The sequence below is a fragment of the Frateuria sp. YIM B11624 genome, from assembly GCF_049727805.1.
Taxonomy (GTDB): domain Bacteria; phylum Pseudomonadota; class Gammaproteobacteria; order Xanthomonadales; family Rhodanobacteraceae; genus Frateuria_A.
On record NZ_JBCNYA010000004.1, the window covers coordinates 59,478 to 79,505 of the forward strand.

22 protein-coding genes and 1 riboswitch are annotated in these 20,028 nt (G+C 69.5%); of the genes, 9 read left to right on the plus strand and 13 right to left on the minus strand.

The features are described 5' to 3' along the window. Positions 1–89: 89 nt before the first annotated feature. From AAIL17_RS03045 to thiL, 3 genes are all read right to left on the minus strand, one after another. Entirely contained in the window at positions 90–1,058 is a 969-nt protein-coding gene (locus AAIL17_RS03045) for a potassium channel beta subunit family protein (RefSeq protein ID WP_424681339.1), read from the minus strand. 78 nt (positions 1,059–1,136) lie between these two features. Next, positions 1,137–1,643, minus strand: coding sequence for a phosphatidylglycerophosphatase A family protein (locus AAIL17_RS03050; RefSeq protein ID WP_424681340.1), 507 nt, complete (start codon positions 1,641–1,643; stop codon positions 1,137–1,139). A gap of 13 nt (positions 1,644–1,656) precedes the next feature. Further along, positions 1,657–2,619 (minus strand): thiamine-phosphate kinase, encoded by a 963-nt coding sequence (gene thiL / locus AAIL17_RS03055; RefSeq protein ID WP_424681341.1) that lies wholly within the window; start codon positions 2,617–2,619, stop codon positions 1,657–1,659. Positions 2,620–2,770: 151 nt separating this feature from the next. On the opposite strand from thiL, the gene AAIL17_RS03060 reads away from it, so the two are divergent. After that, positions 2,771–3,268, plus strand: a complete 498-nt coding sequence (locus AAIL17_RS03060) for a nuclear transport factor 2 family protein (protein ID WP_424681342.1) — start codon at positions 2,771–2,773, stop codon at positions 3,266–3,268. A gap of 70 nt (positions 3,269–3,338) precedes the next feature. Here AAIL17_RS03060 and nusB read toward each other — a convergent pair whose 3' ends face one another. From nusB to AAIL17_RS03090, 6 genes are all read right to left on the minus strand, one after another. Continuing rightward, positions 3,339–3,785: a transcription antitermination factor NusB gene (gene nusB, locus AAIL17_RS03065; protein ID WP_424681343.1), complete on the minus strand. Its 447-nt coding sequence runs from the start codon at positions 3,783–3,785 to the stop codon at positions 3,339–3,341. After that, on the minus strand, positions 3,785–4,246 hold the full coding sequence (gene ribE, locus AAIL17_RS03070) for a 6,7-dimethyl-8-ribityllumazine synthase (RefSeq protein ID WP_424681344.1): 462 nt from the start codon (positions 4,244–4,246) through the stop codon (positions 3,785–3,787). Before ribE ends, nusB begins: the two co-directional genes overlap by 1 nt. 179 nt (positions 4,247–4,425) lie before the next feature. Beyond that, positions 4,426–5,349, minus strand: a complete 924-nt coding sequence (gene ldcA / locus AAIL17_RS03075; protein WP_424681345.1) for a muramoyltetrapeptide carboxypeptidase — start codon at positions 5,347–5,349, stop codon at positions 4,426–4,428. Positions 5,350–5,421: 72 nt separating this feature from the next. After that, the gene (ribBA, locus tag AAIL17_RS03080; RefSeq protein WP_424681346.1) at positions 5,422–6,513 is read right to left on the minus strand and encodes a bifunctional 3,4-dihydroxy-2-butanone-4-phosphate synthase/GTP cyclohydrolase II; all 1,092 of its coding nucleotides are present in this window, start codon (positions 6,511–6,513) and stop codon (positions 5,422–5,424) included. A gap of 50 nt (positions 6,514–6,563) precedes the next feature. Further along, the gene (locus tag AAIL17_RS03085) at positions 6,564–7,205 is read right to left on the minus strand and encodes a riboflavin synthase (protein ID WP_424681347.1); all 642 of its coding nucleotides are present in this window, start codon (positions 7,203–7,205) and stop codon (positions 6,564–6,566) included. A 140-nt stretch (positions 7,206–7,345) separates the two neighbouring features. Continuing rightward, positions 7,346–7,530: riboswitch (FMN riboswitch) on the minus strand. Positions 7,531–7,572: 42 nt separating this feature from the next. After that, on the minus strand, positions 7,573–8,484 hold the full coding sequence (locus AAIL17_RS03090; RefSeq protein WP_424681348.1) for a LysR substrate-binding domain-containing protein: 912 nt from the start codon (positions 8,482–8,484) through the stop codon (positions 7,573–7,575). A 90-nt stretch (positions 8,485–8,574) separates the two neighbouring features. On the opposite strand from AAIL17_RS03090, the gene AAIL17_RS03095 reads away from it, so the two are divergent. Genes AAIL17_RS03095 through AAIL17_RS03105 form a run of 3 tightly spaced genes read left to right on the plus strand, consistent with a single transcriptional unit; the run spans position 8,575 to position 10,889 of the window. After that, positions 8,575–9,585: a zinc-dependent alcohol dehydrogenase family protein gene (locus AAIL17_RS03095; RefSeq protein WP_424681349.1), complete on the plus strand. Its 1,011-nt coding sequence runs from the start codon at positions 8,575–8,577 to the stop codon at positions 9,583–9,585. A gap of 10 nt (positions 9,586–9,595) precedes the next feature. Continuing rightward, positions 9,596–10,456, plus strand: coding sequence for an N-acyl homoserine lactonase family protein (locus tag AAIL17_RS03100; protein ID WP_424681350.1), 861 nt, complete (start codon positions 9,596–9,598; stop codon positions 10,454–10,456). 13 nt (positions 10,457–10,469) lie between these two features. After that, positions 10,470–10,889: a cupin domain-containing protein gene (locus AAIL17_RS03105; RefSeq protein ID WP_424681351.1), complete on the plus strand. Its 420-nt coding sequence runs from the start codon at positions 10,470–10,472 to the stop codon at positions 10,887–10,889. Here AAIL17_RS03105 and ribD read toward each other — a convergent pair. The 3 genes from ribD to glyA all read right to left on the minus strand — a co-directional run bounded on the left by ribD (position 10,874) and on the right by glyA (position 13,982). Next, positions 10,874–12,010, minus strand: coding sequence for a bifunctional diaminohydroxyphosphoribosylaminopyrimidine deaminase/5-amino-6-(5-phosphoribosylamino)uracil reductase RibD (ribD, locus tag AAIL17_RS03110; RefSeq protein ID WP_424681352.1), 1,137 nt, complete (start codon positions 12,008–12,010; stop codon positions 10,874–10,876). The two genes, AAIL17_RS03105 and ribD, sit on opposite strands and share 16 nt — an antisense overlap. Before the next feature lie 165 nt (positions 12,011–12,175). After that, entirely contained in the window at positions 12,176–12,703 is a 528-nt protein-coding gene (nrdR, locus tag AAIL17_RS03115) for a transcriptional regulator NrdR (protein WP_424681353.1), read from the minus strand. A 10-nt stretch (positions 12,704–12,713) separates the two neighbouring features. Next, positions 12,714–13,982 (minus strand): serine hydroxymethyltransferase, encoded by a 1,269-nt coding sequence (glyA, locus tag AAIL17_RS03120; protein WP_424681354.1) that lies wholly within the window; start codon positions 13,980–13,982, stop codon positions 12,714–12,716. 137 nt (positions 13,983–14,119) lie between these two features. Here glyA and AAIL17_RS03125 point away from each other — a divergent pair, with 137 nt between their 5' ends. Continuing rightward, on the plus strand, positions 14,120–15,196 hold the full coding sequence (locus AAIL17_RS03125) for an alpha/beta hydrolase family protein (RefSeq protein WP_424681355.1): 1,077 nt from the start codon (positions 14,120–14,122) through the stop codon (positions 15,194–15,196). 1 nt (position 15,197) lies between these two features. Beyond that, positions 15,198–15,806: a TetR/AcrR family transcriptional regulator gene (locus tag AAIL17_RS03130; protein WP_424681356.1), complete on the plus strand. Its 609-nt coding sequence runs from the start codon at positions 15,198–15,200 to the stop codon at positions 15,804–15,806. Here the strand turns inward: AAIL17_RS03130 and AAIL17_RS03135 are convergent. Further along, positions 15,797–16,669: a DUF817 domain-containing protein gene (locus tag AAIL17_RS03135; protein WP_424681357.1), complete on the minus strand. Its 873-nt coding sequence runs from the start codon at positions 16,667–16,669 to the stop codon at positions 15,797–15,799. The two genes, AAIL17_RS03130 and AAIL17_RS03135, sit on opposite strands and share 10 nt — an antisense overlap. 154 nt (positions 16,670–16,823) lie before the next feature. Here AAIL17_RS03135 and ettA point away from each other — a divergent pair, with 154 nt between their 5' ends. The 3 genes from ettA (at position 16,824) to AAIL17_RS03150 (ending at position 20,019) form a co-directional block, all read left to right on the plus strand. Then, positions 16,824–18,482 carry an energy-dependent translational throttle protein EttA gene (gene ettA, locus AAIL17_RS03140; RefSeq protein ID WP_424681358.1) on the plus strand — a complete coding sequence of 553 codons (1,659 nt, stop codon included), beginning with the start codon at positions 16,824–16,826 and terminating at the stop codon, positions 18,480–18,482. A gap of 184 nt (positions 18,483–18,666) precedes the next feature. Beyond that, entirely contained in the window at positions 18,667–19,494 is an 828-nt protein-coding gene (pyrF, locus tag AAIL17_RS03145) for an orotidine-5'-phosphate decarboxylase (protein WP_424681359.1), read from the plus strand. Between the two features lie 114 nt (positions 19,495–19,608). Then, entirely contained in the window at positions 19,609–20,019 is a 411-nt protein-coding gene (locus AAIL17_RS03150; RefSeq protein ID WP_424681360.1) for an MAPEG family protein, read from the plus strand. The last annotated feature ends 9 nt before the right edge of the window (positions 20,020–20,028 follow it).

The following is a 20,028-nucleotide window of genomic DNA, read 5'->3' on the forward strand; positions in this document are numbered from 1 at the left end:
ATGGGACGCTGGTCGACATGGCGCGGCTCCGGTGGTTGACGTATGAATGATAATAATTCTCATTTGAACGTCAAGCCCTTGTTTTGCCTTTACCCCACTGCCTGCTCGATCCGCTGCTTGAGGGCCGCATCGATCCGCGGCACCAGCGCCAGCGCGGCCAGGTTCTGCTCCAGTTGTTCGCGCCGGCTCGCGCCCAGCAGCACGGTGGACACGTGCGGGTTGGCCAGGCACCAGGCCAGCGCCAGTTGGGCCTGGCTCGCGCCGAGCTCCTGCGCGATCGGGGCCAGGTGGCGCACCCGCTCCACCCGCTCGCGCCCCGAACCCAGCACCGCCTCGCGCAGCCATTCGTAGCCGGGTTGGGCCAGTCGCGAGTCGTCCGGAATGCCTTCGTTGTAGCGCCCGGCCAGCAGGCCGGACGCCAGCGGCGACCACACGGTGGTGCCCATGCCGAACCGTTCGTACAGCGGCGCGTACTCGCGTTCGACCCGTTCGCGGTGCAGCAGGTTGTACTGCGGCTGCTCGGCGACGGGCGCGTAGCAGTGATTCTCGCGCGCGATGCGGTGCGCCTCGGCGATCGCCTCGGCCGGCCACTCGCTGGTGCCCCAGTACAGCACCTTGCCCTGGCGCACCAGCGTGTCCATCGCGGCGACCGTCTCCTCGATCGGCGTGTCCGGATCGGGCCGGTGGCAGAAGTACAGGTCCAGGTGGTCGACCCGCAGCCGCTCCAGCGCCTGGTGGCAGGCCTCGATGACGTGCTTGCGCGAGAGCCCGCGCTGGGTGGGTTTCGGCTTTTCCACCGCGCCGAAGAACACCTTGCTGGACACGCAGTAGCTGTCGCGCGGGAAACGCAGGTCGGCCAGCACGTCGCCCATCAGCCGCTCGGCCTCGCCGTGGTTGTAGGTCTCGGCGTTGTCGAAGAAGTTGACGCCCTGGTCGTAGGCCAGCGCCAGCAGCTCGCGCGCCTGCGAGCGCCCCACCTGCCGGCCGAAGGTGACCCACGCCCCGAACGACAGCGCGGACAGTTGCAGGCCAGTACGGCCGAGGCGGCGGTAGAGCATGGCGGTTCTCCGGGCGGAAAGACGGCTCCGAAGTATGCGTGGCGACGCCTCAAGATGCAGCGAAGCCGCCGCGCAGGCTCAATGCAGGAACGTGGCGATCCCCGCCAGCACGATCGCTGCGTACACCCCGGCCACCACGTCGTCGACCATCACGCCCAGGCCGCCCTTCAGATGGCCGTCCAGCCAGCCGATCGGCCAGGGCTTCCACACGTCGAACAGGCGGAACAACGCGAAGCCGAGGGCGACCATCCACCACGGCGCCGGCACCGCCAGCAGCGGCAGCAGCGCGAGCCACTGGCCGACGAACTCGTCCCACACCAGGCTGCGGTGGTCGTCCACGCCCAGCGCGCGACCGGCGACGCTGCAGGCCCACGTGCCCAGCGCGAAGGCGAGGACGAGCACCAGCAGGTACAGCGGCACGGCCAGGTGACGCAGCGCCAGCCACGGCAGGATCGCCGCCAGCGAGCCGAAGGTGCCCTGCGCCACCGGCGCCAGGCCCGAACCCAGCCCGCAGGCGATCCAGCCGGCAGGCGAAGCCAGCAGGCGTCGGCGCTGATCGGCGGTGAGTTTCTTGCGGTCGGTCATGGCGTCCCTTGCGTTACAGCGCGAAATGATCCCAGCCACCCCGCGCGGTGGCCAGCGGCGCGTCGCCCCGCGCACGCACGCCCTGCCCTTCGACGATGGTGCCGATGCGCGTGGCCTTGCCGTCCACCGCCGCCAGCGCCGCGTGCATGGCGCCGACGGCGGCCAGCGGCACGGTGAAGCACAGCTCGTAGTCGTCGCCGCCGGACAGCGCCAGCTCGCGCGCCGCGGCGCTGCCGAACACGCCGCGCAGCGCGGACGACAGCGGCAGCGCGTTGGGATCGATCTCCGCACCCACGCCACTGGCGGCGCACAGGTGTCCGAGATCGGCGAGCAGGCCGTCGGAGACGTCGATGCAGGCGCTGGCGTGCCCGCGCAACGCCCGGCCCGTGCGCACGCGCGGCGTCGGGCGATCCAGCCGCGCGCGCAGGGCGCGGTGCGCTTCGTCGTCCGGATCGAACGGCAGCTTGCCCTGCACCAGCCGCAGGCCGCCGGCGGCGCCGCCGAGCGTGCCGGTGACGTACACCGCATCGCCCGCGCGCGCGCCGGCGCGCGTCAGCGCCTGGCCGGGCGGCACGAAGCCGTGCACCGTGACGCTGAGGCAGAACGGGCCACGCGTGGTGTCGCCGCCGACCAGCGCCACGCCATGCTCCTGCGCCAGTTGCGCGAAGCCTTCGGCGAGCCCATCCACACGGGCGTCATCGGCCTGCGGCAGGGTCAGCGCGAGCAGGGCCCAGGCCGGCATGGCGCCCATCGCGGCGAGGTCGGACAGGTTCACGGCCAGCGCCTTCCAGCCGATATCCCGCGGCGGCGTGCCGTGCGGGAAGTGCACGCCCTCGACCAGGGTGTCGATCGCCACCGCCAGTTCCTGCCCCGCCGGCACTGCCAGCAGCGCGGCGTCGTCGCCGATGCCCAGCCGCACATCGCCGCGCGTGAGCGCGGTGCGTTCGCGGATGCGGTCGATCAGGCGGAATTCCATGCGGGTCGGTCGAAGCCAGGGCAACGCGCAAGCAGACCATCTGGACCCGTCCGAATGCAAGCCTCGCATTGCTTCGCCCATGCCGAAGGGCATGCGCCTGGCTACGCCCGTGCTGGCTAGAATCCAGCCATTTCCGGGGAGATGACACACCATGCGCACAACCTTGATCCGCCACGGCGGCGCCTTTGTCGCTGCGATGCTCCGCGGCAGCCATCAGCGCCTGGCACCGCTGCTGGCCGGCCTTGCCCTGGTCTGCGTCGCCGCCGTGGCGGACACGCCCGCCTCGCCCGGCGTGCTCGAGCCGGTACACGCGTTCTTCGATGCGATGGCGCGCTATGACCAGGCGGGCATGCGCGCGCAAGTGCTGCCTGCAGGCACGGCGACGCTGATGCGCGAGGGCAAGCCGGTGCAGCTCACCCTCGGCGACTTCGTCGATCACGTGAAGCCGGGCAAGCAGCGCATCGAGGAACGGATCAGCAAGCCGCAGGTGATGGTCGACCACGACCTGGCGGTGGTGTGGGCGCCCTACACCTTCCTGCTCGACGGCAAGCCGCACCACTGCGGCATCGACGTGTTCAACCTGGTGCGGGTGGACGGCCACTGGCGGATCGCGGCGATCGCCGACAACAGCCGCAAGTGCGAACCGTAAGCGGATGCAGGGTGGGCTTCAGCCCACCATCGTCGTACCTGCATGGTGGGCTGAAGCCCACCCTACGGAACTAGCGCGCGCCCTTCTCGGCGGCGCGCAGTTCGCCGGCGAGCTTGTCCAGCACGCCGTTGACGTAGCTGTGCCCGTGGTCGGCGCCGAAGCGCTTGGTCACTTCGATCGCCTCGTTGATCACCACGCGGTAGGGCACGTCGAGGCGGTACTTCAGTTCGTAGGCGGCCAGGCGCAATGCGGCGCGCTCGATCGGGTCGATCTGCGAGACCTCGCGGTCGACGTAGGGCTTGAGCGCCACGTCGAGCTCGTCGACGTGCTGCTCCACGCCGTGCAGCAGGTCCTCGAAGTACTCCAGGTCGGCCACTTCCATGTCCTGCTCGTGGCGGAACTGGACGATCACCGCCTTCATGTGGCTGCCGGATAGTTGCCATGCGTACAGCGCCTGCAACGCGCGGCGGCGGGCGCGCGAACGGGCGGCCAGGTCGATGCCCTGCGGGGCGCCCATCACAGCTTCCCGTACAGGTTGGCCATCTCCAGCGCGGCCAGCGCGGCGTCGGCCCCCTTGTTGCCGGCCTTGGTGCCGGCGCGCTCGATCGCCTGCTCGATGCTGTCGACGGTCAGCACGCCGAAGGCCACCGGCACGCCTGAGCTGTAGGCGGCCTGGGCCAGGCCCTTGGCGCACTCGCCGGCGACGTAGTCGAAGTGCGGCGTGGCGCCGCGGATCACCGCGCCCAGCGCGATCACCGCTGCGTAGCTACCCGAGTTGGCGAGCCGGTGCGCGGCCAGCGCGATCTCCCAGGCGCCAGGCACGCGGACCAGGTCGATCGCCTCGTCCTTGACGCCGTGGCGCACCAGCGCGTCGCGCGCGCCAGCCACCAGCGGCTCGACGACGAAGCCGTTGAAGCGGCCGGCGACGATGGCGAAGCGGCCCGTGGGCGTGGCGAAGTCGCCTTCGATGATCTTCATTGCGGATCCTTGGACTGACGGGAAGCCCTTGCGGGGCCGGGTATTTTACGCATTTTGCGTACATCCCACAGTTTGCAAGATGCGATCACGCATTTTGCGAGAGGGGTGTGGGGCCAGCGTAGGGGCGGATTCAGCCCACCGCCGTTCGGCGTGAAAGGCATGGTGGGCTGAAGTCCACCCTACGGTGTCCGGAGGTGCGGGTAGTCCGTGCATTCCAGCCGCGCCTCGCCGCCGGCGACGCGCAACCGCGCCTGGCCGCCGAACGGCAGCGTGAGCTGGCGCGACGCGTGGCCGTGCGGCAGGCCGTGGATCACCGGGATGCCGGCCATCCGCGCCAGCTGCGCGAAGGCCTCGTCCAGGTCGTAGCCGTTGTCGCGCGGCCCCGGGCGGCAGGCGTGGAAGTCACCCACGAGCAGCGCGCGCTGCCTGGCGAGCACGCCAGACAGTTGCAGTTGGTAGAACAACCGCTCGATGCGGAACGGCGGCTCGCCCAGGTCCTCGACGAACAGGATGCCGCCTTCGATCGCCGGGAAGTAAGGCGTGCCCAGCAGGCTGCACAGCACCGCCAGGTTGCCACCCCACAGCGTGCCCTGCACGTCCACATCGGCAACGCTCGCGCCGGACCAGTTGGCCCCGCAACCGGCCGCGGTGAGCGTGTTCCAGAAATGCTCCCAGGTGAATGCCGGAAACGTTTCGGCGCCGAGGTCCGCCAGCAGCGGGCCGGCGAAGCTGCGCACGCCGCTCTTCGCGTACAGCGCCAGCTGCAGCGCGGTGAAGTCGCTGTGGCCGACCATCGCGAGGCTGGAGCCGGCCAGGCGCTCGCGCAGGGTGCCGTAGTCGAGCCGGCCGAGCAGGCGCGCCGCGCCGTAACCGCCGCGGGTGACCAGGGCGATGTCCGGCAATTCGTCGAGCGTGGCCAGCGCATCGATGTCACCGGCACGCTCGGCATCGCTGCCGGCGAAGCGCAGCTGCGCGCGGTCCAGGACCTCGAGCCCCTCGACGGTGCAGCCGGCCTCGCGCAGGCGCTCCACGCCGCGCGCCATCGCGGCGGGGTCGTGGGCGTAGCCGGAAGGGGCGATCAGGCGGATGCGGGCGTCGGGCATGGGCGTGATGGCGGTGAAGTGCGGGTCATCCTAAGGCATGGCTGGATTTCGGGCGGCTCGTCGATCCCGGCCTCAGACGTACTCCACCACTTCCAGATCGAAGCCGGCCAGGCCGACCAGCTTGCGCGGCGTGCCCATCACGCACAGCTTGTGCACGCCCAGGTCGGTGAGGATCTGCGCGCCCAGCCCGAGCTGGCGCCATTCCTGCTGCTGCGCATCCTCCGGCGCCAGCGCCACCGGCTGGCGCTTCAGCCGAGCCAGCAGCGCATCGGGGGTGTCCTCGCCGGAAAGCACCAGCAACACGCCGCGATCCTCGTCGGCGATGCGGCGTAGCGCGCTAGTGACGGTCAGCCCGAGGTCCTCACGGGTCAGGTGCAGCACGTCCGACAGCGTGTTGCGCACGTGAACTCGGGTGAGCACCGGCGTACCGTCGTCGACCGTGCCGCGCACCAGCGCGTAATGCAGGCCGTGGCGGATGGCGTCGCGATACGCCACCAGGCGGAACGGGCCGAACTCGGTCTGCACGTCTTCTTCGTGCACGCGCTGGATGGTCTTCTCCGTTTCCAGCCGGTAGCGGATCAGGTCGGCGATGGTGCCGATCTTCAGGCCGTGCTTCTGCGCGAAGAGCTCGAGTTCCGGGCGGCGCGCCATCGAGCCGTCCTCGTGCAGGATCTCGATCAGCACCGCCGAGGGCTCCAGTCCCGCCAGCGCGGCCAGGTCGCAGCCGGCCTCGGTGTGGCCGGCGCGGGTGAGCACGCCGCCGGGCTGCGCGGTGAGCGGGAAGATGTGGCCCGGCTGCGAGAGATCCTGCGGCCTGGCGTCGGACTTCACCGCCACCTGGATGGTGCGCGCGCGGTCGTGCGCCGAGATGCCGGTGGTGACACCCTCGGCCGCCTCGATCGAGACGGTGAAGTTGGTGTGGTAGGGCGAGGTGTTGTCGCTGACCATGGGCTTCAGGCCCAGCTGGCGCGTGCGTTGCTCGGTGAGCGTGAGGCACAGCAGGCCGCGCGCCTCGCGCACCATGAAGTTGACGTCCTCCGGCCGCACCATCTGCGCGGCCATGACGATGTCGCCTTCGTTCTCGCGGTCTTCGTCGTCGAGCATCACGACCATGCGACCGGCGCGGAGGTCTTCGAGGATTTCGGGGATGGTGTTGAAGGCCATGCATGCAGTCCGTTGGGGGTTGCCCTCTCCCGGCGGGAAAGGGCTGAAGGTCAGGCGAAGCCGTGCTGCCTGAGGAACGCCTCGTCCAGCCGCGGTGTCTGGCCGCTGCCGATCAGCCGTTCGACGTAGCGCGCGATCACGTCCACCTCGATGTTCACCGCATCCCCCGCACGTCTGGCGTGGAAAGCCGTGTGTGCCACGGTGTGCGGGATCAGGTTCACGCCGAAGCGGGTGCCGGCCACCTCGTTGACGGTGAGGCTGGTGCCGTCGATGCAGATCGAACCCTTGGCGGCGATGTAGCGCGCCAGGTTCGCCGGCACCTCGAAGGTCCAGCGCTGCGAGCGCGCGTCGGGCGTGATGGAAACCACCTTGCCGACGCCATCCACGTGGCCCGAGACCAGGTGGCCACCGAGGCGGTCAGCCAGCCGCAGCGCCTTTTCCAGGTTGACCGGATCGCCGGCCTTGAGCTGGCCCAGCGTGGTCAGCGACAGCGTCTCGTTGGACACGTCGGCGGCAAAGCCGCGTTCGGCGAGCGCGATGGCGGTGAGGCACACGCCGGACACGGCGATCGAATCGCCCAGTTGCACGTCGGCGAGGTCGAGCCCGGCAGTATCGACGTGCAGGCGCACGTCTCCGCCACGGGGTTCGAGCCGCGCGATGGAACCCACGGTCTGGATGATGCCGGTGAACATCAGCGCACCCTCCGGCCGGAGGCGGCTGCAATGCAAGCGACAAGGGACATGAAACGTTCTCCGCATGGGGTCAGCGAAAAACGCCTCAAGGCATGAGGCCGACGCACCGCCATGGCCTTGGGCCACGCAGCGATGCGGTCTGCCGTCTTCTTTCATCCGGACTGTGGGCCGCCCCGAATGACCGGTGCGGCTCGACCGTCGGCTCCGGCATCGGACCGGATCTGCTGACCCCTCGCATGGCGAGGGCGCTCGCGGGCTCGTGTCCTTCTCATCCATCCGGACACCTACCGCCGGTGGGGAATTCCACCCCGCCCTGAAGACGTTCGCCGGCAACGCCGGCGGGCGAAGTCTAGCAGCACCGGACCGCTCAGGCCTGTACCAGGGCGCCGGCCAGGTGATCGATCAGCCGGCGCAACGCCGGCGTGCGGTCCGCGCCGGGCAGCCACAGCAGGTGGATCGGGAAGGACGGCAGTTGCCAGTCCGGGAACAGGTCGACCAGCCGCCCCTCGGCGACCAGGCCGTCGGCCATGTAGTCGCCCTGCAGGCCGACGCCCACGCCGGCCAGCACCGCGTCGCGGATCGCCTGCGCGTCGTTGCAGGTCAGCACCGGATCGATCCGCACCGAGCGCCGCTGGCGCTGCCGGCTGAACGACCACAGGGTGCCGCGGCGATAACCACTGAAGGTGATGCAGCGGTGCGCCTTCAGATCGGCCGGGTCCCGCAGCGGTGGCGCCGCGGCCAGGTAATCGGGCGAAGCGCAGGGAAACACGCGCATCGTGCCCACCCGGCGCGCGACCAGTTGCACATCGGCCAGCCGTCCCAGCCGCACCGCGAGGTCCACCTTGCCCGCCACCATATCGACGTAGGCGTCATCGTAGTTCGCCTCGATGCGCACGCGCGGATGCTCGCGCATGAAGTCGGCCAGCAGCGGCGCCACGCAATAGCGGCCGTAGTTCGCCGGCAGGTGCACGCACAGCCGGCCGGCCAGTTCGCCGCCCGGCGGGCGCAGGCCGGCGGCCAGGTCGGTCATCACCGTTTCCATGCGCTGCCACTGCGCCAGCAGCTGCTCGCCGCGGGCGGTCAGCGCCATGCGCCGGGTGGTGCGCAGGAACAGCCGGGCACCGACCGCCTCTTCCAGCGCCGCGATGCGCCGGCTCAGCACCGACGCCGTGCAGCCGACTTCCAGCGCCGCGCGCGAGAAGTTCAGCCGCCGCGCGGCCGCGGCGAAGGCGCGCAGTTCGCGCAGGCGGGTCGGCGTGAGGTCGAAGGATTGATTCATGGAATGAACAAAAGATCACCCATTCGTGTGGATTATCGCAAGCCCCCGATGGCGGGACCATGGCATCCGTCCCCATCACGGAGCCCCTGCATGCGCGCCATCCAGCTTTCCGCCTTCGGCCTCGACCATCTGCAGCAGGTCGACCTGCCCGCCCCGCGCCCCGGCCCGAACGAGGTGCTGGTACGCATGGAGGCGGCCTCGCTCAACTTCCGCGACTGGATGCTGGTCGACGGCCAGCTCTACCGCGGCATCTCCCTGCCGATCGTGCCGGTGTCCGACGGCGCGGGCACCGTGCTGGAGGTCGGCGAGGCGGTGACCCGCTTCAAGCCCGGCGATCGTGTCACCACGTTCTACAAGTCGCGCTGGATCGCCGGCGCGATGCGGCCGGAATGGGAAGGCGCCGAGATCGGCGGGCCGGAACCGGGCGTACTGCGCGAACTGGCCTGCTTCGACCAGTACTCGCTGGCGCGCGCGCCGGGCCACCTGAGCAGCCTGCAGGCCGCCACGCTGCCGATCGCCGCGCTCACCGCCTGGCAGGTGCTGGAAACGGCCCGCATCACCACCGGCCAGACCGTGCTGCTGCTCGGCACCGGCGGCGTGTCCCTGTTCGCGCTGCAGTTCGCCAAGCTGCGCGGCGCGCGGGCGATCGTGCTGTCCTCCAGCGACGACAAGCTCGAGCGCGCGAAGGCGCTGGGTGCCGACGTCGGCATCAACTACGCCCGCAACCCGCAGTGGGGTGCGCTGGTGCGCGAAGCCAGCGGCGGCACCGGTGTGGACGCGGTGGTCGAGACCATCGGCGCGGCCACCCTGGCGCAGTCGCTGGAAGCGGTGCGCATGCACGGCTTCATCGGCGTGCTCGGCTGGATCGGCGGGATGGACGCCACCCTGCCGCTGTCGAAGGTGGTGCTCAAGCGCGTGCGCATCCAGGGCATCTCGGTCGCGCCGCTGGAAGACCATGAGCGGATGGTCGCGGCCATCGAGGCGACGGGCATGGAGCCGGTGATCGACCGCGTCTACGGCTTCGGCCAGTTGCGCGAGGCCTTCGAGCACCTGGTCGCCGGCCGGCACTTCGGCAAGCTCGCCATCGATTTCAACGCCTGAGGACGACGCCATGAGATTCGCTGCCCTCGGCGGCGCGGCGCGCGCCCTCCTGCCGCTGCTGCTGCTCGCCTTCGCCACCCTCGCCCACGCCGGCGGAGCGACGCCGGACGTGCGCCTCTACGTGCTCGACTGCGGCCGCCTGGACATCCGCGACCTGCGCATGTTCGACGACAGCGGCGCGCTGGACGGCAAGTCCGGCACGATGTCGGTGCCCTGCTTCCTGATCCGCCACCCGAAGGGCACGCTGCTGTGGGATACCGGGCTGGGCGACGCCATCGCCGACCTTCCCGGCGGCGTCGAGCTGGCGCCCGGCATCCGCGCCACGGTGCGGGTCAAGCTGGTCGACCAGCTGCGGACGCTGGGCCTGAAGCCCGTGGACATCGACTACCTGGCGTTCTCGCATTGGCACGAGGACCACACCGGCAACGCCAACCTGTTCGGCAAGGCGACCTGGATCCTGCAGCGCCGCGAGCTGGTCGCCGCGACCGGCCACACGCCGCCGCCCTTCGAATCGCTGGCGCCGGTGGCCGCCTGGTGCCACGCGCGCAAGCGCATCATCGACGGCGACGCGGACGTGTTCGGCGACGGCAGCGTGCGCATTCTCTCGATGCCCGGCCACACCCCCGGCCACCAGGTGCTGGAAGTGCGCTTGCCGCAGGCCGGCACGGTGCTGCTGGCGGGCGATCTTTACCACAGCCGCGAGAACCGTCAGTTCCGACGGGTGCCGCGGATCAATACGGATCGTGCGGCAACGCTCGCATCCATGGCCCGCTTCGAGGCCATCGCCAGGCGCACTCATGCACGCGTGGTGATTCCCCATGACCCACGCGACGTCGCGGCGTTACCCTCCTTTCCCGCCTACCTGCATTGAAGGAAACCCGCGCGTGAAACCGGACCATCCCAGCGCCGAGGCGTATTCGGCCCAGACGGCCATCTACCCGGCCATGACCGTTGTCGATCTCCGGTCGGAGGCTGCGCTGGTCACGGAGCCGTACAAGAACCAGGTGCTGTTCGACATCAACGATGGCTGCATGCGGCTTTCGGTGTTCGAGGGCGAATACCGCTGGCACTGCCATCCGGCATCCGACGAGCTGTTCCTCGTCGTCGGCGGCAAGCTCGAGATCGAGTTCGGGGACGGCCGCCAGGTCAGCCTGGCCGAATGGCAGGGCATCGTCGTACCGGCAGGCATGGTGCATCGGACGCGCGCCGTGGGGCGCACGGTGAATGTCACTTTCGAAAAGCAGAACGCCGAGACGGTTTTCGTGGATCCGCCGGGGACCGCGTCGCCTCAGCGCCCGGCGTGACCCGGGCGCAGCAGGAGCCGCCAGTCGTCTCCGAGCGCCCGCCGGTCCACCGTACGCAACTGCCAGCGCTGGGCCATCTCGGCCAGCGCCGGCAACTGCAGCAGCGGCCGGGCCTGGTCGCCCAGGAACACCGGCGCGACATAGAGCAGCAGCTCGTCGACCAGCCCCTGCGCGAACAGCGCGCCGCACAGCGTGGGACCGGCTTCGACGTGGACCTCGTTGACATCACGCCGGGCCAGTTCGGCGAGCGCGGCCTGCAGGTCGAGGCCACCGGACGCTTCCGGCAACGGGACGCGATCGAACTCCACCAGATGCGGCGGTACGGGCGCACCGGCCGCATGCATGAGCAAGGTGGGACCCAGCAGGTCGAGCACGTGGCTGCCGACCGGCGTGCGGAGCCGGCGGTCGAGAATCGCGCGCAATGGCGGTTTCGGGGCAAGCGCCTCCTGCCCGTCCCGACTCCCGTGGCCATGCCCGCTTTCCTGCAGGCGCACGGTGAGTCGGGGGTTGTCGGCCAGCACCGTGCCGATGCCGGAGAGGATGGCGGAACTGCGCGCGCGCCAGCGCTGCACGTCGGCGCGGGCGGCGTCGCCGGTGATCCATTTCGACTCGCCGTTGGCGAGCGCGGTGCGGCCATCCAGGCTCATCGCCAGCTTCACGCGCACCCACGGGCGGCCGCGCTCGATGCGGCTGAAGAAGCCGATGTTGAGTTCGCGCGCCTGCCCGCGCAGCAGGCCGCATTCGACCGCGATGCCGGCCGCGCGCAGCTTCGCGATGCCGTTGCCGGCCACCTGCGGGAACGGGTCTTCCGCGGCGATCACCACGCGCGCCACGCCGGCGGCGACCAGCGCATCGGCGCACGGCGGCGTGCGGCCGAAATGCGCGCACGGCTCCAGCGTCACGTAGGCGGTGGCGCCACGCGCCGCCTCGCCGGCCTCGCGCAATGCGAACACCTCCGCGTGCGGCTCGCCGGCACGCTGGTGCAAGCCGGTGCCCACTACTTGTTCGCCGTGCGCGATCACGCAGCCCACGCGCGGGTTCGGTTGGGTCGTGTAGAGCCCGCGTTCGGCCAGGCGCAGTGCGTGCGCCATGTGCAGGTGGTCGACGGCGTTGAAGGTCATGCTTGTCTTCCTCTCCCCTCCGGAGAGAGGGCCGAGGTGGGGGAGCGGGCTCGCGATAGTCTCGCATCCGGGCGCGGCCCGAATATGCGTCGAGGCGAGAGTGTCCCCTCACCCCGACCCTCTCCCCCTGCATCTATCAAAGATGGGGGAGAGGGAGCAAGGCGGTCAGCCCTTGCGGTTGCGGCGCGGCTCGCCGCCTTCGCCGCCCAGCAGCGAGAGCTGCAGTTTTTCCAGCTCGGGCAGGTCGCGCTCGAGCTTCTCGATCTCCTCGCGGAACGCCTGCACGTCCTCGAACTTGCGGTAGACCGAAGCGAAACGCACGTAAGCGACCTGGTCGAGCTTCTTCAGCTCGCGCATCACCAGTTCGCCGACCTGCCGCGAGGGCACCTCGCGCTCGCCGCTGCGGCGCAGGTCGTTGACGATCTCGCGCACCGCGTGGTCGACGTCGTCGCTGGCCACCGGCCGCTTCTGCAGCGCGCGCTCGAAGCTGGTGCGCAGCTTGCGCTCGTCGAATGTCTCGCGCCGCTCGCCGCTCTTGACGATCGCCGGCAGCTTGAGCTCCGCCGTCTCGAACGTATTGAAGCGCTCGCCGCACTTCGGGCACTCGCGACGACGGCGCACGGTGGCGCCGTCCTCGGTCAGCCGCGAATCGATCACTCGGGTGTCTTCGTGCTGGCAGAAGGGGCAGTGCATCCGGTGCCGGTCAGCCGTAAACCGGGAACTTCTTGCACTGCGCCTCGACCTGCGCGCGCACCTTGGCGATCACCGCCTCGTCGGCCGGCGCGTCGAGCACGTCGCACAGCCAGTTGGCCAGCTCGACGCAGTCGGCTTCCTTGTAGCCGCGGGTGGTGACGGCCGGGGTGCCCACGCGCAGGCCCGAGGTGACGAAGGGCTTCTGCGGGTCGTTCGGCACGGCGTTCTTGTTGACCGTGATGTGCGCCTTGCCCAGCGCGGCTTCCGCGTCCTTGCCGGTGACGCCCTTGCCGATCATGTCGACCAGCATCAGGTGGTTCTCGGTGCCACCGGAGACGATCTTGTAGCCGCGCTGGATGATCGTCTTCGCCATGGCCTGCGCGTTCTTCACCACCTGCGCCTGGTAGGCCTTGAAGTCCGGCTCCAGCGCTTCCTTGAAGGCCACCGCCTTGGCCGCGATCACGTGCATCAGCGGGCCGCCCTGGATGCCCGGGAAGACGATCGACTGCAGCTTCTTCTCGATCTCCTCGCCCGCCTCGCCCATCGCCTCGCGGCTGGCCACGATGATGCCGCCGCGCGGACCGCGCAGCGTCTTGTGCGTGGTCGAGGTGACCACGTGCGCGTGCGGCAGCGGGCTCGGGTAGACGCCGGCGGCGATCAGGCCGGCCACGTGCGCCATGTCGACGAAGAAGTACGCGCCGACCGAATCGGCGATCTGGCGCATGCGCTTCCAGTCGACCACCTGCGAGTAGGCCGAGAAGCCACCCACCAGCATCTTCGGCTTGTGCTCGCTGGCCAGGCGCTGCACTTCGTCGTAGTCGATCAGGCCCTGGTCGTTGACGCCGTACTGCACGGCATTGAACAGCTTGCCGGAGATGTTGACCTTGGCGCCGTGGGTGAGATGGCCGCCATGGGCGAGCGACATGCCGAGAATCGTGTCGCCCGGCTGCAGCAATGCCAGGTATACCGCCTGGTTCGCCTGCGAGCCCGAGTGCGGCTGCACGTTGGCGTAGCTGGCGCCGAACAGCTGCTTGACGCGGTCGATGGCCAGGCGCTCGGCCACGTCCACGTATTCGCAGCCGCCGTAGTAGCGCTTGCCCGGATAGCCTTCGGCGTACTTGTTGGTCAGCACCGAGCCCTGTGCTTCCATCACGCGCGGGCTGGCGTAGTTCTCCGAAGCGATCAGCTCGACGTGGTCCTCCTGGCGGCGCGCCTCATCGGCGATGGCCTTGGCCAGCTCGGGGTCGAAACCTTCGATCGTGCAATCCTTCGGGAACATGCGTCGCCTCGGTGTTGGGGGAGCGGGGGATTAGCCGAAAAGTGTAGTCCTCGCAGGGGTTCCCGGCCACTGCGGAGGCTTGCGGCGGAATCGCGTACACCGTACCGTACGCCGCACGCTACCCTTGGAGCTTCCCGATGGCCCTGACCCGCCGCACGCCTGCCGCGCGTATGCCTGCCCTCCTACGCCGCCTGTGCGGCCTGCTCGCAGCCGCCCTGCTGTCGATCCCGCTGGCGCTGTGCGCCGCCACGGTCGAGGGCGTAGGAATCCGGCCGATCACCTTCCCGGACCCGGTCAACCAGGGTCATACGCCGGGCTTCGTGTTCTACCCCGCGTCCACGCCGACGCGCGGCACGACGGCCTTCGGGCCCTACGACGTCGACGCCACGCCGGATGCCGCCGCCGCGCCCGGCACCTGGCCGCTGGTGGTCATCTCGCACGGGCACGGCGGCTCGGACCTGGGCCACCACGACCTGGCCAGCTACCTCGCGCGGCACGGCTTCGTCGTCGCCACCTTCGAGCAGCCCGGCGACAACTTCCACGACCAGAGCGGCTCGGCCACGTCGAAAGTGCTGGTCGGGCGGGCCATCCAGGTGCGCGCGGTCATCGATACGGTGCTGGCGGATGCACGCTGGAAAGCGCTGATCGACCCGGCGCGCATCGGCGTCGCCGGCTTCTCGGCCGGCGGCTACACCAGCCTGCTGGTGGTGGGCGCGAAGCCGCGCTTCGATCTTTTCATCGGCTATTGCCACCGTCACCCGGACGATGACGAGACCTGCGGCCCGGCCAAGAAGCTCGGCGCCAGGGCGGTGGCGGTCCTGGCCGATATCCAGCATGACCTGACCCGCTGGGGCGACACCGCCGACCCGCGCGTCAAGGCCGCGTTCGCGATGGCGCCGCTGTCGCTGGTCTTCGACAAGGCCGGTGCCGGCGCGATCGACCGGCCGGTCGACCTCTGGTACGGCCAGCACGACCACGTGCTGCTGCCGTCGGAAAACGCGCTGCACCTGAAGCCGCTCGTTCGCACGCTGGCGCAGGTGCACGAGGTGCCGAAGGCCGACCACTGGGTCTTCCTGGCACCCTGCTCCGCCCGCTTGGCCAAGGACGCCGGCGAGATCTGCAAGGACCCGCCCGGCGTGGACCGCGCGAAGGTGCATCAGCGCATCAACGTCAACGCGGTGGCCTTCTTCCGCAAGGCGCTCGGCGCGCACTGACGTGCCCAGGGCACTCAGCGAGCAGGACGCGGAGGCCTTCCGCGAGCGCATCTGCCAGGCGGCGGCCCGGCTGTTCGTCGAGGAAGGCCCGGCCGCCGTCAGCATGCGCAGGATCGCCGCCGAGCTGGGTTGCGGCACGATGACGCCGTACCGCTACTTCGCCAGCAAGGAGCAGATCGTCACCGCGGTACGCACGCGCGGCATGCACCGGTTCTCCGAGGCGCTGGAGCGCGCCCTGGACACGCCCGGCGACGGCCGCACGCGCAGCCGTGCCGTGCGCGATGCCTACATCGCCTTCGCCCGCCGCGAGACGGCCACCTACCGGCTGATGTTCGAGTACCCCGAGCCCCGCCGCGACGATCCGGCCTACCGCGAGGCCCATGCGCGCATGTGGCGCACCGTCGCCGCGCACGTCGAGGTGCTGGTGGCCGAAGGCGCGGTGGAGGCCGATCCGGCCCTGCTCGGCCACCAGATCTGGGCGGCGCTGCACGGCGCGGTGATGCTGGAGATCGCCGGTCTGTTGCCGGACGGCTTCGATGCCGCCTCGCTGCACACCCGCACCGCCGGCACCTTGTTCGAGGCGGCGCGACCCAGGCGCGGTCAGGCCTGATCGCTGGCGCCTCCCTTGCGCCGGTGCAGCACCCACACCATCACGTAGCTGATCACCATCAGCAGCAGCCACGAACCGAACTTGCCCAGCGGCACCATCGACCAGCCGTGGCGCTGTGCCGGATAGAGCCAGGCACGGCTGAGCGTGCCCACGTTCTCGGCCAGCCAGATGAACAGCGCCACCAGCACGAAACCGAGCAGCAGCGGCATGCGCCGGTGCACGCGTCGAATGCGGTAGTGCACCCAGGTGTGCCGGAACAGCCACGCGAGCGCCGCGAACAGCAGCACCCGCGCGTCCGGCAGGTAATGGTGGGCGAAGAAGTTGAGATAGATCCCCAGCGCCAGCATGGCCGCCGGGGCGAAGCGGGGATGACCGCTGAAGCGGAAATCGAACAATCGCCAGGCACGCGCGATGTAGCTGCCCACCGATGCGTACATGAAGCCGGAAAACAGCGGCACGCCGCCCAGACGCAACAGCGAAGGCTCAGGATAAGCCCACGAACCGACCGCCGTCTTGAACAGTTCCATCAGCGTGCCGACCACGTGGAACAGCGCGATCACCCGCGCCTCGCGCAGGCTCTCCAGCCGGCTCGCCAGCAGCGCCAGCTGGATGCCGATCGCAGCCAGGGTGAGGAAGTCGTAGCGCGCCAGCGGCGCATCGGCCGGATACCAGCGCCAGGTCGCCAGCAGCAGCGCCACCATCAGTCCGCCGAACAGGCAGGCCGAGGCCTGCTTCAGTCCGAAGCAGAGGAACTCGTAAGCGAACGCCACCCATCGCCCGCGACGTGACGCCTGCCGCGCCGCCCACCGGTCCAGCCATCGCAGGCCGGACCGCGCGCCGCGCCGAATGCCGATCGCTTCCATCGCCCCGCTCCGTGCAAAACGCAGAGGGTCGGGGCCCGAAGGGCTCGCCGCATGGCAAGACGCGGCCCGATCGGCGATAATTGGCGGTCATTTCCCCGCCTTATCCGCTCGGACCGCTCCCGCGGCCCGCGGACGCCCTTAAGGGAGCCGAAGCATGCAGTACATCTACACCATGAACGGGGTGAGCAAGATCGTTCCCCCGAAGCGCCAGATCATCAAGGACATCTCGCTCAGCTTCTTCCCCGGCGCCAAGATCGGCCTGCTGGGCCTGAACGGCGCGGGCAAGTCCACGGTGCTCAAGATCATGGCCGGCGTGGACACCGACTTCCAGGGCGAGGCGCGCCCGCAGCCGGGCATCAAGGTCGGCTACCTGGCGCAGGAGCCGCAGCTCGATCCCGAGAAGACCGTGCGCGAAGTGGTCGAGGAAGGCGTGCACGTCATCCTCGACGCGCAGAAGCGCCTGGAAGAGGTCTACGCCGCCTATGCCGAGGAAGGCGCGGATTTCGACGCGCTCGCCAAGGAGCAGGAGCAGCTTGAAAACCTGCTCGCCGCCAACGACGCCCACGCGCTGGAACGCCAGCTCGAAGTGGCCGCCGACGCGCTGCGCCTGCCGCCGTGGGACGTCAAGGTCGGCCCGCTGTCCGGCGGCGAGAAGCGCCGCGTGGCGCTGTGCCGCCTGCTGCTGTCCAAGCCGGACATGCTGCTGCTCGACGAGCCGACCAACCACCTGGACGCCGAGTCGGTCGAGTGGCTGGAGCACTTCCTGCAGGACTACCCCGGCACCGTGGTGGCGGTCACCCATGACCGCTACTTCCTGGACAACGCCGCCGAGTGGATCCTCGAGCTCGACCGCGGCCGCGGCATTCCCTGGAAGGGCAACTACACCGAATGGCTGGAGCAGAAGGACGCCCGCCTCAAGCAGGAAGCGCAGCAGGAGAAGTCGCGCCAGCGGGCGATCGAGAAGGAGCTCGAATGGATCCGCTCGGCCGCCAAGGGCCGCCAGTCCAAGGGCAAGGCGCGCCTGAACCGCTTCGAGGAGCTGAACTCGGTCGAGTACCAGCGCCGCAACGAGACCAACGAGATCTTCATTCCGCCGGGCGAGCGGCTGGGCAATGAAGTGATCGAGTTCAAGAACGTCTCCAAGTCCTTCGGCGACCGCCTGCTGATCGACGACCTCTCGTTCAAGATCCCGGCCGGTGCGATCGTCGGCGTGATGGGCCCCAACGGCGCGGGCAAGTCCACGCTGATGAAGATGATCATGGGCAAGGAACAACCCGATTCGGGCGAGGTCAAGCTCGGCCACACCGTCAAGCTGGCCTACGTCGACCAGTCGCGTGACGCGCTCGATGCCAAGAACAACGTCTGGCAGGAAGTGTCGGGCGGCTCGGACATCCTCACCATCGGCAACTTCGAGATCCAGTCGCGCGCCTACATCGGCCGCTTCAACTTCAAGGGCACCGACCAGCAGAAGATCGTCGGCAACCTCTCCGGCGGCGAACGCGGCCGCCTGCACATGGCCAAGACCCTGCTGCAGGGCGGCAATGTGCTGCTGCTCGACGAGCCGTCCAACGACCTGGACGTGGAAACCCTGCGCGCATTGGAAGACGCGCTGCTGGAATTCCCCGGCTGCGCGGTGGTCATCTCGCATGACCGCTGGTTCCTGGACCGCATCGCCACGCACATCATCGCTTTCGAAGGCGACTCGCACGTCGAGTTCTTTCCCGGCAACTACAACGAGTACGAAGCCGACAAGAAGCGCCGCCTGGGCGACGATGCCGGCCCGAAGCGCGTGAAGTACAAGAAGCTGGCCTAAAGCCCGCGCGCCCTGCTCCCTCTCCCCTCTGGGGAGAGGGCTGGGGTGAGGGGTCCCGCTCCAATCGAAACAAAGCAGCGCGAAGCGCCTCCTTCGCTCCCTCTCCCCTCCGGGGAGAGGGTTTGGGCGAGGGGCCACGCTAGCCTCGAACTGCATCAACCACACGACCAGCGAGGAGCCCTCCATGCACTTCATGCAGTCCCTGCACCAGGCATGGCAGCGCAACCACTCCCTCGTCTGCGTCGGCCTCGACCCCGAACCGGCCAAGTTCCCCGCCCACCTGCGCGATGACCCCGACGCGGTCTACACCTTCTGCCGCGCCATCGTCGACGCCACCGCCGACAGCGTCTGCGCCTACAAGCCCCAGATCGCCCACTTCGCCGCCCTGCGCGCCGAAGACGCGCTCGAACGCTTGATCGCCCATATCCATGACGCCCATCCGGACATCCCGGTGATCCTCGACGCCAAGCGCGGCGACATCGGCTCCACCGCCCAGCACTACGCGACCGAAGCCTTCGAGCGCTACCGCGCCGACGCCGTCACCCTGAACCCCTACCTCGGCCGCGACTCCATCCAGCCGTTCCTCGATCGTGCCGACAAGGGCGTGATCCTGCTCTGCCACACCTCCAACCCCGGCGCCGCCGACCTGCAGGACCTGATCGTCGAAAGCACCGGCGGCGAGCGCCTCCCGCTCTACCAGCACCTGGCGCGCACCATCGCCCGCGACTGGAACGGCAACGGCAACTGCGCCCTGGTCACCGGCGCGACCTGGCCCGAGCAACTGGCGCAGGTGCGCGCCCTGGTCGGCGACATGCCCCTGCTCGTCCCCGGCATCGGCGCCCAGGGCGGCGACGTCGAAGCCGTGCTGCGCCATGGCCGCACGACCGATGGCACCGGCCTGATGATCAGCTCCTCGCGCGCCATCCTCTATGCCGGCAACGGCGAGGATTTCGCCCAAGCCGCCCGCAAAGCCACGGAAACCCTGCGCGATCAGATCAATCGTTGCCGCTAGGTGCCGCTGTCCCAGGAAATAGACTGGCAACTGTTGGGCGGACTTGAAGTCGTTCGGCGGCCGCATGTACGGCGCGCCGCTTTCCGGTATCGGATCACAGGTACGGGGTACGGAATGTCGCAAGCGCTGATCCTTCCGATGGCCGCACACGTCGCACTCGCCGCGTTCCTTTACGTGTTGCTTACGGTGGCGCGCGCCCCGGCCGTGTGGGGTATCGGACGTAGCCCGGACGGAAAGAACCGTTGGGCCTCCGTCGAGCCGCGCATCAGCGCCAACCTCTCCAACCAGTTCGAGTGGCCGCTGCTGTTCTACGCCGCCTGCCTCATGCTCCTGCAGCTCCCATACCCTCCAGCGGCCACGACGCTCGCCTGGATCTTCATCGGCGGCCGGGTGCTGCATAGCGGCGTCCAGATCCTCACCTGCAATGTCCGGCTCAGGGGCGTCGTATTCACGGTCAATTTCCTCGCCGTGCTCGGTCTTTGGGTTCTTGTCGTTCTGGCCGCGGACGAGGCGCCCGGGGCCTGAGCACTCTTT